Genomic DNA, 12,872 nt, shown 5'->3' on the forward strand with positions numbered 1-12,872 from the left:
GGCGGAAGCCCCCGCGAAGCCCCTGGTGGCGGAGAAGGCGGAGAAGCCCATCGCGGCCTCGCCCGGCAACGCGCTCGTGCCCGCGCCGCCCTCCGCGCTGGCGCGCATGCCCCTCATCGTGGAGCCCAAGGCCCCGCCCAAGCCCACCGCCGTGAAGCGGCCGCAGGACCAGTTCGAGTTCGTCGGTGACCGCAAGAGCTTCTCGCTGCCGCCGCTGGACGTGCTGGAGGCGGACAAGAAGGAGCGCACCGCGCTGGACAAGGACGCGTTCCTCGTCACGGCGGAGAAGCTGCGCGCGAAGCTCGCGGACTTCGGCATCGTGGGCGAGGTGGTGGAGATCCGCCCCGGTCCCGTCGTCACCATGTACGAGTTCCTGCCGGGCCCGGGCATCAAGGTCAGCAAGATCGCCGCGCTCCAGGACGACCTGGCCATGGCGATGGAGGCCATGCGCGTGCGCATCGTGGCCCCCATCCCCGGCAAGGGTGTGGTCGGCATCGAGGTCCCCAACCGCGACCGCGAGACGGTGTTCCTCAAGGAGATCGCCGAACAGGACACGTTCCAGAAGAGCGCCAGCAAGCTCACCATGTGCGTGGGCAAGGACATCGAAGGCATGCCGTACGTCTTCGACCTGGTGAAGGCGCCCCACCTGCTCATCGCGGGAACCACCGGCTCCGGCAAGTCCGTGGCGGTGAACGCGATGATCATGAGCATCCTCCTCAAGGCCACGCCCGAGGAGGTCCGCTTCATCATGGTGGACCCGAAGATGCTGGAGCTCTCCGTCTACGAGGGCATCCCCCACCTGCTGCTCCCCGTCGTGACCGACCCCAAGAAGGCCGCGCTCGCGCTGCGCTGGGCGGTGGAGGAGATGGAGCGCCGCTACCAGCTCCTGTCCGAGGCGGGCGTGCGCAACATCGCCGGCTACAACAAGCTGGTGGAGACCAGCGCGTCGGAGGTGAAGGCCGCCGCGCCCGCGCCCGCCGCGAAGAAGAAGACCAAGCCCAAGAAGCTCTTCGTCGTGGACGTGGAGGGCAGCACGTCCCCCGCTTCCGCGAGCGAGGGCATGGGCGTGGCCGCCCCGCGCGAGGACGACTCCGACGAGCTGCGTGAAGCCATCGTCTCCGAGCCCGCCCCCGACCTGGAGGCCGACGGCGAGGTGGACGCGGAGTTCGAGGAGGAGGGCGACGCGCCCGAGCCGGTGGAGGCCGCGGGCGAGGCCAAGAAGGAGCTCAAGAAGCTGCCCTACATCGTGGTCATCATCGACGAGCTCGCGGACCTGATGATGGTCGCGAGCCGCGAGGTGGAGACGTACGTGGCGCGGCTGGCGCAGATGGCGCGAGCGGCCGGCATCCACCTGATGGTCGCGACGCAGCGTCCGTCCACGGACGTCGTCACCGGCATCATCAAGGCCAACTTCCCCACGCGCATCAGCTTCATGCTGCGCTCGAAGCCGGACTCGATGACGATTCTCGGCACGGTGGGCGCGGAGGCCCTACTGGGCATGGGCGACATGCTCATCATGCCGCCCACCAGCGCCCACCTGCAGCGCGTGCACGGCGCCTACGTGTCCGAGCAGGAGATCAAGAAGGCGGTGGACCACCTCAAGGCCCAGGGCAAGCCCGTCTTCGACGAGTCCATCCTCAAGCCGCGCGACGAGGACGTGGAGGGCGGAGAGCAGGAGGACGAACTGTCCGACGAGCTCTACGACCAGGCGCTCGCGGCGGTCAGCGAGATGCGCTCGGTCTCCATCTCCATGCTCCAGCGCAAGATGCGCATCGGCTACAACCGTGCGGCGCGCATGATTGAACGCATGGAGCGCGACGGCGTGGTGGGCCCCGCGGACGGCGCCAAGCCCCGCGAGGTGCTGCTGCGCGGCCTGGGCGACATGCCCGGCGCCGGGGCGATGTAGCCCAACGCCAACGTGCTTCCCGGGGAACGGACACCCGTTCCCCGGACGTTTCCCCTCGGGGGCGCTCCGGTTCTGCTCCGGGCGCCACCAGGAGCCACCCCGAATGATCGTCGCCATCTCCCGCTTCCGCGCCCCGCCCGAAGAGGCGGACGGCTGGGTCCAGCGGCTCCAGGAGCGCTCGCGGCGGGTGGATGGCCACGCGGGCTTCCTGGGCCTGGAGGTGCTGCGCTCGTTCGAGCGCTCGCCTGAAATCCTGCTGGTGACGCGCTGGACGGACCGCGAGGCGATGAAGGCCTATTTCCAGTCCGAGGACTTCCAGCGGGCCAGGGGGGCCAGCGCCTCCCAGGAGGACGCCACCTTCGCGCTCTACGAGGTCGTGGCCACATGACATTCGTCGCGCGCTCGTCTAAGGGCGGTGCACCATGGCTGAACGTCTTGCCCTATTCGCCACCGCCGCACGCGGCACCGAGGACCTGCTGGCCGAGGAGTTGAAGGAACTCGGCGCGAAGCGCATCCGCCAGGACCGCGGCGGCGTGCGCTTCATGGCCGCGCTCGACGAGGCCCTCAACGTCTGCCTCTGGTCCCGCATCGCGATGCGCGTGCTCTACCCGCTGGGCGAGTTCGAGGCCCCGGGCGCGCAGGGCCTCTACGACGCCGTGGCCAGCGTGCCGTGGGAGGAGCACCTCACCACCAACGTCACGTTCGCGGTGGATGCCAACCTGAAGGACACCGAGCACGCGCACTCGGGCTTCGTGGCGCTGAAGGTGAAGGACGCCATCGTGGACCGGCTGCGCACCAAGCTGGGCTCCCGGCCGGACGTGGACACGCGCAACCCGGACGTGTCCGTGGTGGCGCACCTGGTGAAGGAGAAGCTGTCGCTGTCCCTGGACCTGGTGGGAGACCCGCTGCACCGTCGCGGCTACCGCGTGCGCCCCACCCCCGCCCCCCTGAAGGAGAACCTGGCCGCGGCCCTGCTGCGAGCGGCGGGCTACACGGGCCAGGAGGCGCTGGTGGATCCGATGTGCGGCTCGGGCACCATCGTCATCGAAGGCGGCCTCATCGCCCGCAGGCGCGCCCCGGGCATCGGCCGCAGCTTCGCGGTGGAGCGCTGGCCGCACATGGGCCCTCGGGCACGGGAGCTGCTCGCGGACCTGCGCGCGGACGCACGGCGCAACGAGCGCAAGGTGGAGGTCCCCATCCTCGGCTTCGACAAGAGCGAGGAGGCCCTGGAGGCCGCGGACCGCAACGTGAAGGCGGCGAAGCTGGGGGAAGAGGTCCAGCTCGCGGAAGGTGACGCGACGAAGCTCGGGCCGCTTCCGGAGGGCGGCGGGCTCATCCTCACCAACCCGCCCTACGGCGACCGGCTGGGCTCCGGTGGCCAGAAGGGCATGAAGACCTTCTACTTCAAGCTGGGCGACTCGCTGCGCGCGCTGCCGGGCTGGAAGGTGTGGGTGCTGTCCGGCAACCCCGCCTTCGAGAGCGCCTTCCACGCGCGCCCGGCGATCCGCCGCGACGTGTGGAACGGCCCCATCCCCTGCACCCTCCTGGGCTACCGCGCCCCGGCCGGCCTCTCAAAGCCGGTGCTCGGTGCGCCGGGCGAGTCGCTGGAGGTTGCTCCGGTGCGTCCAGAGCATGAGGACGAATAGGCCCGCGGTGAGCAGCACGTAGTCGCGGGAGCGCGCGGTGAGGAACGCGGTGACGATGGCGACGACGGCGGCGGACAGCGAGCCCACCGAACTGACGCGCCACTTCGCCACCACCAGCCCGTAGATGACCGCCCCGGCGAGCGCCGCCGTGGGCACCAGCACGCACAGCACGCCCAGCGCGGTGGCCACGCCCTTGCCACCCTTGAGCTTGAGCCACACCGGGTACACGTGCCCCAGCACCGCGGACAGCCCCACCAGCGCGTGCGCCAGCGAATCCCCGGGCATCCAGTGCAGTGCGAGCCCCACGGGCACCGCGCCCTTGACCGCGTCCAGCAGCAGCACCACCGCGCCCAGCTTCTTGCCCGCGACGCGCGTGACGTTGGTCGCGCCGATGTTGCCGCTGCCGCTGGCACGCACGTCCACGCCGCGCAGCCACCGCGTCAGCAGCACGCCGAAGGGGACGGAGCCGCAGAGGTAGCCCAGCAGGAGGAAGGCGGAGAGCACGGAGGAAGGGGCGCGGGCGCCTAGGACAGCAGGTGCGGGAAGCGGGTGTGCACCACGACGTAGGCGTAATTGGCGAGCAACACCAGCGGGAACGCGATGCGCACCCACCGCCATTCGCGCTCCTCCAGTTCGACCTCCGGAATGGGCAGCGCGAAGACGAAGTGCAGCACCGTCACCACCGCGGCCGCCGCGAACAGCAGCGCGAACACGGTGCCCAACGGGTTCGCCTCCCAGGCCCCCGGGATGTTGAAGTGCGCGACGCGGTCCGCCACGCGGGTAAGCCCACAGCCCAGGCAGGGCCAGCCTGTATGCTCACGCAGCACACAGCCCCAGAACGGGATGAGCCGCGCCACGGGGACATACCGGCCCACGAGCAGCCCCCCGAGTCCGACGAGGCCGAGCCATTCGAATGAACCCAACCGGCGGTTGGGGGCGGGGATGGTGACCTTCATACGCTCCTCGCGCCGAGTGTGCGGGACAAGCCGGAAGGATGGAAGGGCCGCCTTGCCCGGGCCCGGAAACCTGGGCTAAGCGAACGGGCATGCACATGCTCCGCTCCGCCCTGCTGACGCTGGTCGCCGTTCCCCTCGTGGCCCTCGCGGCGGAGAAGACGCCCGCGCCCGCCAAGGCCGCCGCCGAGAAGAGCGACTGCCACCACCCCGCCGAGGCCAAGGCCGCCGAAGCCCCCAAGGCTGCGGACACCGGCTGGACGCTCACCCGGGGCGAGGCCCTCAAGGGCGCGCCCACCGTGAAGCTCGCGGAGCTGCTCGCCAAGCCCCAGGCCCACGACGGCAAGTCCGTGCGCGTGGAGGGCCAGGTGCGCAAGGCCTGTGAGAAGAAGGGCTGCTGGATGGAGCTGGCCCAGGACGCCAAGAGCCCGGGCGTGCGCGTGACGTTCAAGGACTACGGCTTCTTCGTCCCGCTGGACTCCGCGGGTTCGCAGGCGCGCGTGGAGGGCGTGGTGAAGGTCGCGGAGCTGAGCGACGCCCACGCGAAGCACTACGAGGCCGAGGGCGCCATCGTCCCGCGCGGCACCGACGGCAAGCCGCGCGAAATCCAGCTCGTGGCCTCCGGCGTCGAGCTGCGCCGCCCGTAGCATGGGAGGCCGCAGCTTCAGCATGAGGGGCGTGCAGGGCGCGGCCGACCGGGCCGTGCAGCACGCCCGCGCGTGGCTCCTGGAGACGGAGCCCGGGTCGCGCGTGCACGACGTGCAGTTGGATCCACGCTTCCAGCACCGGGGCGTGGACCTGCTGTGGGAGCTGCCCTCGGGAGAGGTGCGCGGCATCGAGGTGAAGGGCGACCGCAACGCCACCCGCCGCCGCTACTTCTTCGAGCTGGTGTCCAACCTGGAGAAGGACACCCCCGGCTGCTTCCTCTACAGCGGCGCGGACCTGATGGTGTACGTGTTCCTCACCCAGGGAGAGCTGCACGTGCTGCCCCTGCCCCGGGTGCGCGAGTGGTTCCTGCCCCGCGCGAAGGAGTACGCGCTCAAGCACGCCTTCACACAGACGGGCGCCATCCGCTACACCACCGTGGGCGCCGTGGTGCCCGTGCGCGACGTGGCCGAAGGCGTCTCCGGGGTGAGCGCGGTGAAGCTCAAGCGCACCGCCACGGAGCTGCCCGTCAGACCGGACGCACAGGCGCCAACGCCCGGGGGCGAGGCTTCGCTCGAAGCAGCGGAGCCCGTGGCAGCCGCTCCTCCCGACACGGCCGACGCCAGGGCTCCGCGGTCGCGGAGCCCCAAGCGCACGGGGACGGGGTGAGCGACCGCCCGGCCTGTTAACGACGGCGCTGCGGCTGGGCGTGCTGGTGCCGGTGCTGACGGTGGCCCGGGTGCATCTTGTCGTGCTGGGCCTCCAGCCGCTCCTGCGTGCCCATCAGCTCCAGGAGCGCGGCGCGGTCGTTCTGCTGCTTGAAGATGTGCTCCAGGCGGGGCACCAGGTCGAGCGACAGGTGGATGTCGTTCGCCTTCTCCGCCTCCGCCAGCAGCGCGCGGCCCTCGATGGACGCGTCAATCCACGCCTGCAGGTGGATGAGGCCGTCCACCGCCAGCAGGCGGGAGATGGGCGCGCGCGCCGTGTCGTGGATGAGGTTCTTCAGGTCCTGGATGGCGGGCTCGCGCTCGCCCCGGGCGGAGCGGACCACCGCCTGGGAGATGCCGCGCCGGTCGGGCAGCAGGAACTCCTCGATGTCGGCGAAGGCCGCCGCGTCGTCGTGGTGGCCCTGGACCGCCAGCGACTCCGCCAGGCTGTCGAACAGCTCCGCGTCCTTCTCCGAGAAGGGCGCCAGCGCCTCCTGGAGGAACGGCGCGGGCAGCGCGCCCTTGTCATCCAGCGTCAGCCGCGAGCGCAGCGACTTCAGGCGCTCGAAGGCGGCGGGCACCGGGGCGTCCTGCAGTTTGTTCAGGCGCTGCACGAGCGCGTTCATCAGCGCCGCCAGCCCTTCCGTGAACTCCTGCGGGGACACACGGTCGCCCATCCAGCGGCGCCACAGCTCCACGGCCGCGGCCACGACGTAGTCCTTGAACGGGCCGGTGCCCTTCCAGGTGCTCTTCCACTGCTGGGCGATGCCCAGCGGGTACGCCGTCTCCGCGAGCTTGCGGTAGTCCGCCTCGCTCACGGGGACGCCGTAGTGCCCCAGCGTGCCCAGCAGGGCCTCCGTCGGGTAGTCCTTGAGGCCCTTCGTCTGCCACGACTTTTCCACGCGCTGCGTGCTCACCAGATGCGCTCCGAGGCCATGCGAGTGCCGGCCATCGGCCCCGCTGAGCGTCTTGTAGCGGAAAGCGGGGCTTGTCGGGTACGGCCTTGCGGGTCCCGTCAGGCGGCGGACGGCTGGGGAGGGGGGCGGCCCGGCACGATGGGCCACACCGTGGGCTGCCGCCGCCCGTCTTCCACCCGGCGGGCCAGGTAGGGGACGCACTCCCGCTCCTGGAAGGCCCGCTTCCACGCGGCGAAGGAGCCCCCAGCGCGCCAGGCGTCCATCGCCGCCAGACCCGCCTCCGGGCCGCACTGGGCCAGCATGTACTCCACCCAGGCCCAGCGCGCGGAGGTGGGACGCACCTCCGCCCGGCCACGCAGCCCCTTGCGCAGCCGCTCCAGCTTGTTCTCCACCTCGCGCAGGCCCGCGAAGGGCGCCCCGTCCAGCGGCGTGTTGCGCTTGGCCACGAAGGGCGCGACCCCCAGCGCCACGGGCAGGATGCGGGACAGCTCCGTGGTGAAGCGGATCAGCTCGTCGATGTCCGCGTCGTCCTCATGCGGCAGGCCCACCACGTTGTAGACCTTGAGCTGCTTCATCCCCGCGGTCCGGGCGAACCGCGCCGCGCGGACGATCTGCTCCTCGGAATGCTTGCGGTCCACCAGGTCCCGCATCTTCTGCGAAGCCCCGTCCGCGGCCACCGTGAGGTTCGTCGCCCCACCCCGCCGCAGCTGATCCACCAGCTCCTGCGTGAGCCGGTCCGCGCGCAGCGAGGACACGCCCACCTCCCGGCCGGAGTCCACGAGGGTGCGAAGCAGCTCCACGATGCGGGGATGATCCGTGACCGCCGCACCCACCAGCCCCACGCGCTTCGCATGGTCGGGGATGAGGGACAGGATGCGCTCCGGGGGCACCGTGCGCATGCCGCCATTCGTCGTCCGGCGCATGACGCAGTAGTGACAGCCGCGCGAACAACCCCGCTCCGGCTCGATGAGGAACATCGAGCGCAGCTCCGTGTGCGGCGTGATGATCTGCGTCCGGGCCGGCAGCCGCGCGTCCGTCGCCTTCGCCACGTGGTAGCGCGCCCCGCCCCGCCCGGGCACCCGGAAGCCGGGGATCCGCGCCAGGTGCTCCAACAGCGCCTCACGCTCCATGGAGGCCGCGGCCTCCAGCAGCACGTGGATGAGGTCCTCCGCCTCGCCCTGGACCAGCACGTCCACGAAGGGCTCCAGCGGATCCGGGTTCGAGAACGTCAGCGGACCGCCCGCCACCACCAGCGGGTGCCTGGCATTCCGCTCCGCCGCAAGAACCGGCAAACCAGACAACTCCAACATCGTGAACAACCCTGTGAGCTCCAACTCATACGCCACAGAGAAGGCAAGCATTGCAAAACCAGACACCGGCGCCTGGGATTCCCAGGTAAACAATGGCGTCCGTGTTCTCTTGTATGTCTCGACATCATCGGGAAGAAAGACACGCTCGGCCGTAGCCCCCGCGTGTTCATGCACCTCCCGGTAGATGGCCTGGTAACCCAGCGAGCTCATGCCCACGTGGTAGGGGCTCGGGTAGCAGAGCGCGACCCGGTAGGGCGCCTCCTTGCGGAGCGTTCCCTGCTCGTCCGCCAGAAGCGAGCAGACGTGCTCAATGAGTTCGTATCGGCCCTCCATGGTCCTCCAGACAGTGGAATGCAGGTTGCATAAACACCGCGGCCCCGGACCGCTACTCCCTCGTGGGGGAGGAGCCGCCGGGGCCGCGAAGCACTTCAGGGTCGCCGTGTAGGACCGACGACTACTTGAACGACGGGACGCTGTCCGTCAGGACGCAGGCGCCCAGGTCGGGATCGCACTGCACCTTGAAGTCCGGGTTGATGCCGGAGCCGACACCGCACGTCGCCGGACCGTCGGCAGGATCGTTCGGATCCGCCTCGGGGTCGCAGCCCGTGGACGGCCACATCGCCCGCATGACGTAGTGGGAGACGCAGCCGTTGTTCGTGTACGTGAGCTCGCCCGACATCTGCGTGCCCGGTGCACCCGGGTTCGAGTACACCTTGACGTTGGCGAACTGGTACGTGACGGCCTGCGGAGTGGTCGCCTGCGAAGCATTGACGTTCGCGGGGCTGAACTCCGTCGCGGTGCAGAAGTCGTCCGCGTCCGTGGTCGTCTCCAGGCTACCGATCGTCTGGAGGCTGCTGTAGTCGTTGACCGGATCGAACTTGCCCAGCGCCGCGAGGCTGAAGGGACGGATCACCAACTGAGCCGTACCCTGGTCCGGATTCGCGAACTTGTACACGCCAAGGTCGTCGCCCAGGAGGGCCTCCGACCCAGCGCAGTTCGGACCCGTGGGCACGTCGATGGCATCGAACTTCGCGAACCAGTTGCCTTCCTGGACGATGCACCCGGCGTTCGGCTGTTCGAAGTCGCAGGCGGTCAGGCTGCCCGCGGCCCCCAGCATCACCAGCGTTGAAAGAATGCTCTTGCGCATGTTGCTGATCTTCCTCACGTGGATGCTGGTTTAGAACGTGTACCGGACACCGAAGCGGATCTGCCGCGGGGCCTGGTAGCGATCGGGGTTCTTGAAGTTCTTGTTCACGTCCTCGAACGCCAGGTTCCCGTCGACGTCGGCACGCGGAACGCCGCCCTCGCTGTCAGCCGTGGGGAGGTCCGCCACCGTACCGGGGGTCTGGGTCGCCTCGTCGTAGACCGGGAGGACGTTACGGAACGTGTAGGACTCGTCCACGCTGTCCACGCCCTGGAAGTTGAAGAGGTTGAACACGTCCAGGGTGAAGGTGACGACGCTGTCCTTGCTCACGCGGTAGTTCACACCCACGTTGGAGTCAACGCTGTTGATCCACGGGGTACGACCACCGGTGCCGCGCGGCAGGATGAAAGTCTCGTCCTGGCCGTAGCCCGGGTAGGCGCCCAGGTAGTTGATCGGCTGGCCCGAGTTGCCGCGGTAGGACAGACCGATGCTGGCGGACAGCGCGTTGGAGAAGTTGATCTCCTTGGCACCGAACACCTTGATGGCGTGCGTACGGTCGAAGGGCAGCAGGCCCTTGCGGTTGTTCAGGAGGGCGATCAGGTCGAAGTCCGCGAGGATGTTCGGATCGAGCTGGTTGTTCTCCGGACGGAACAGACCGGGGTAGTTGCCGTACAGGCGGGACCACGTGTAGCTCGCCTGCGCCAGCCAGCCTTCCGTGAACGTGCGGTTCAGGTAGACGGTGACCGCGTCGTAGTCACGAACCGGCGTCGGGAACTCCTTGGCGAAGCCGCTGCCGGGGTTGCCGAGGAAGTACGTGTTGCCGTCATCGCGGCTCATGTCCTCGATGACCTTGCCCATGTCGCGGTGCGTATAGGTGGCACCGAGGCGGGTGTTGGCCAGGAGTTCGTACTCACCACCGACCACGAACTCGTCGGAGGACTGGGGCGAGATGTCCGGGTCGACCGGCTCGTTCTGCACCAGACCGCCGCTGTAGAGCTCGTTCGCGTTCAGGCTGCTCTCGGCGCGGGGAACAATGAGGTTCCTGTCCGCGCAGTTGCCACGCTGACCCTCCAGCGTCGACGGGTCGCAACCGCCCGCCTCACCCGGCTCCGCCAGGAAGCGACGCGCACCGAAGCGACGCTCGCCCGGGAAGGCGCGGTCCATCATGTTGAGCGGAACCTGCTCGTAGTACCGGGCGAAGTTGACGAACAGCTTCGCGCGGCCGTTGGCGAAGGGATCCAACACGGCGCCGATGCGGGGCGACCACTGGTTGCCGAGCTGCAGCGCCAGGTTGCCGTCACCGCCGTACATCGACTGCACGTCGTAACGGACACCCAGGTTCAGGGTGACGCGGTTGGCGATGGACCAGCTGTCCTGGAGGAAGCCACCGATGGTGGTGCTCTTCGTCGAGGTCGCCTGCAGGGTCTCGAAGACCGGCGTGTCAGGCGCCGTCTGGTAGCCGTAGCGGCGGTTGTCGGACCAGATCGCGATGGGGACGTTGTTGCGGTCACGCGTCGCCGCTTCCTGCCAGAACACGCTGCCCGAGTACGCCTTCTTCTGGTCGTAGGTCAGGAACTCCGTGTCCACGCCCGCCTTGAAGACGTGCGTGCCCAGCGCGTTGAGCAGGTACGTGGCCTTCGCGTTGATCTGGTAGCGGTCCAGCGTGGCCTCGGACATGTAGCCGGGGCCGCCGACGAAGTAGTTCGTCGCCGGGCAACGCAGTTCCTGCTCCGCCGCGGTCGTGCCGCAGAACTCCGCCGCGTTCGGGACGTTCTCGAACGTGGTCAGCGGACGCGTGGTCGTGTACTGCGCCAGCGCGTAGCCCGCCAGGCCCGTCGTGTCACCAATGGCGCTGCCGTCCGCCGGAGGCGTGGAAGCGGTCTGGTGGAACCAACCGGCGTTGGCGTCGACCAGGACCTTCTTGTCCATGAAGGCGCCGGCGTACTTCAGGGCGAGGCCCGTGGAGTTCGCGCGGTTCTCGGTGAGGCCGATGTCCTCGGGACGCGACGTCTGCGCCGCCGGCAGACCACCCGTACGGGGGCTGATCGACAGCTTGCCCAGACCACCCGACACGGTCGGGGTGCCGTTCAGGGCGAACGACACGTTGTGGTCCTGGTTGATGAGGTACGTCAGCTTGCCCATGTACTGGATGGTGCGCGAGTCCGCGAAGTACTTCCGCTGCGACCCGGGGATCTCCCGGACCACGCTGAAGCCGTTCGCGTCCGTCGCGACGTCATCGCCCGCATCGTTCAGCGTGAAGGCGTTGAGCGCACGGGTGTGCTCGTAGCGCTGGAACGCAGGCGTGAAGCCCGCGAAGAACCAGAGCTTGTCCTTCAGGATGGGACCACCGAGGGTCGCGCCGAAGTCACCCAGGTTGCTCAGGGCGTTCAGGCCGGTGATGGTGGTGCCGTCCTCGATGACCAGCTTCCGGGTGCCTTCCGCGAAGCCCGGGGTCCAGTTGGCGAACACGGAGCCGTGGAACTCGTTGGAACCCGACCGGGTCACCGCGTTGATGACACCGCCCGTGGAGCGACCGAACTCCGGCATGTAACCGCCGGTGATGATGTTCACGTCCTGCACGAACTCGATGCTCAGCGGGCTGGCGTTCACGCCGAAGGCCGGGTCGTTCGTGGACAGACCGTCCACCACGTAGCCGTTCTCGGGCGAGGTCGTGCCGTTGATGGACACGCCGTACTGGTCGGACTGGGCGCCCGGGGCGAGCTCGGCCAGGGATTCAAAGGAGCGCGTCGCGCCACCCTTGCCCACCGGACGGGCCACCGCGATGCGATTGATGAACTCCCGATCCACGTTCACGCCGGTGTTCGTGGAACCGACGTCGATCGTCGGCGGGACGCCGATGACGTCCACATTCGACGTGAAGCTGTCAGGCAGCAGCTCCACGTTCACGCGGATGGTGCGGTTGAGGAGCAGCTGGATTTCCGGGCGGGCGTAAGGCTTGAACGTCTCCTTCTCGAACCGCAACGTGTACGTGCCCGGCGGGAGCTGGGGAATACGGTAGTTACCCTGAGCGTCGGTAACCACGATCTGCTCGCCCTGCAGGTTGGGTGAGGTGGCGGTGACAACGACATCGGCCGCCGGCTTCTTGTCCTCCGTGTTGATGACAGTGCCGATGATGACGCTGGACTGCGCGAAAGCCGCTGATCCGTACAGAAGACCCGCAGCAAGGACAACTCCGGTTTCCCGAAGTACGTGTTTCACTTGCATACCAAACCCCTCCAAGGTGGGCTGCAACCGAAAATGACCTCGGAAAATATCCGAGGTCAAGCAGTTGTCAATAGACCGTTGCTTTTTGGTGACCAGTGGGGCATTGGCGCGATCACGTCGGCGGCGCCTGACACGGTTGCTTGAACCCGGAACCCTTTTCTGTATGGTAGCCGCCCTTCAATCCGGGCAGGGCGGGACGGGCAGTCCACTGGTGAAGAGGAGTTACGTGCATGTTCGATTCAGTCCTTGACCGTGGGCAAGGACCCAGGTCGCGCTTCGGCGTCGGTGCGGGCATCTCCACGGTGCTCCACGTCGGCCTGCTGGGTCTGGTGGCCTACCTGTCCACGCGTCCTCCTCCTATCGAGGAGAAGGAGGTCGAGGTCACGCTGAAGGCGACCATGGCGCCTCCTCCTCCTCCC

General features: G+C 68.7%; 11 protein-coding genes and 1 pseudogene. 6 read left to right on the top strand and 6 right to left on the bottom strand.

The window, feature by feature from the left end:
• From D7X74_RS31950 to D7X74_RS31960, 3 genes are all read left to right on the top strand, one after another.
• Positions 1-1,906, top strand: a 1,906-nt coding sequence (locus tag D7X74_RS31950; RefSeq protein ID WP_255424512.1) for a DNA translocase FtsK, incomplete at its 5' end; no start/stop codon positions are given.
• Positions 1,907-2,009: 103 nt separating this feature from the next.
• Positions 2,010-2,294, top strand: a complete 285-nt coding sequence (locus tag D7X74_RS31955; RefSeq protein WP_120536798.1) for an antibiotic biosynthesis monooxygenase — start codon at positions 2,010-2,012, stop codon at positions 2,292-2,294.
• Between the two features lie 34 nt (positions 2,295-2,328).
• Entirely contained in the window at positions 2,329-3,552 is a 1,224-nt protein-coding gene (locus D7X74_RS31960) for a class I SAM-dependent RNA methyltransferase (RefSeq protein WP_120536799.1), read from the top strand.
• Here the strand turns inward: D7X74_RS31960 and plsY are convergent.
• Together plsY and D7X74_RS31970 are read right to left on the bottom strand one after the other, a co-directional pair.
• Positions 3,478-4,056, bottom strand: a complete 579-nt coding sequence (plsY, locus tag D7X74_RS31965) for a glycerol-3-phosphate 1-O-acyltransferase PlsY (RefSeq protein ID WP_120536800.1) — start codon at positions 4,054-4,056, stop codon at positions 3,478-3,480. The genes D7X74_RS31960 and plsY overlap by 75 nt on opposite strands.
• Positions 4,057-4,076: 20 nt before the next feature.
• Positions 4,077-4,508: a DUF2752 domain-containing protein gene (locus tag D7X74_RS31970; protein WP_120536801.1), complete on the bottom strand. Its 432-nt coding sequence runs from the start codon at positions 4,506-4,508 to the stop codon at positions 4,077-4,079.
• Between the two features lie 89 nt (positions 4,509-4,597).
• Here D7X74_RS31970 and D7X74_RS31975 point away from each other — a divergent pair, with 89 nt between their 5' ends.
• Positions 4,598-5,152, top strand: coding sequence for a DUF4920 domain-containing protein (locus tag D7X74_RS31975; RefSeq protein WP_199732924.1), 555 nt, complete (start codon positions 4,598-4,600; stop codon positions 5,150-5,152).
• Between the two features lie 22 nt (positions 5,153-5,174).
• Positions 5,175-5,819, top strand: a complete 645-nt coding sequence (locus D7X74_RS31980; RefSeq protein WP_233595886.1) for a hypothetical protein — start codon at positions 5,175-5,177, stop codon at positions 5,817-5,819.
• Between the two features lie 16 nt (positions 5,820-5,835).
• On the opposite strand, the gene D7X74_RS31985 is transcribed toward D7X74_RS31980, so the two are convergent.
• From D7X74_RS31985 to D7X74_RS32000, 4 genes are all read right to left on the bottom strand, one after another.
• Positions 5,836-6,774 (bottom strand): hypothetical protein, encoded by a 939-nt coding sequence (locus D7X74_RS31985; RefSeq protein ID WP_199732925.1) that lies wholly within the window; start codon positions 6,772-6,774, stop codon positions 5,836-5,838.
• 98 nt (positions 6,775-6,872) lie between these two features.
• Positions 6,873-8,417 carry a radical SAM protein gene (locus tag D7X74_RS31990; RefSeq protein WP_120536804.1) on the bottom strand — a complete coding sequence of 515 codons (1,545 nt, stop codon included), beginning with the start codon at positions 8,415-8,417 and terminating at the stop codon, positions 6,873-6,875.
• A 121-nt stretch (positions 8,418-8,538) separates the two neighbouring features.
• Complete coding sequence (locus D7X74_RS31995) at positions 8,539-9,231, bottom strand: hypothetical protein (RefSeq protein WP_120536805.1); 693 nt, start codon at positions 9,229-9,231, stop codon at positions 8,539-8,541.
• Positions 9,232-9,261: 30 nt separating this feature from the next.
• Positions 9,262-12,453 (bottom strand): TonB-dependent receptor, encoded by a 3,192-nt coding sequence (locus D7X74_RS32000; RefSeq protein ID WP_120536806.1) that lies wholly within the window; start codon positions 12,451-12,453, stop codon positions 9,262-9,264.
• A 230-nt stretch (positions 12,454-12,683) separates the two neighbouring features.
• Between D7X74_RS32000 and D7X74_RS32005 the strand changes: the two are divergent.
• Positions 12,684-12,872 (top strand): annotated as a pseudogene (locus tag D7X74_RS32005) (energy transducer TonB); the annotation flags it as partial.

Source organism: Corallococcus sp. CA047B (assembly GCF_003612065.1).
In the GTDB taxonomy this organism is placed as follows: Bacteria; Myxococcota; Myxococcia; order Myxococcales; family Myxococcaceae; genus Corallococcus; species Corallococcus praedator.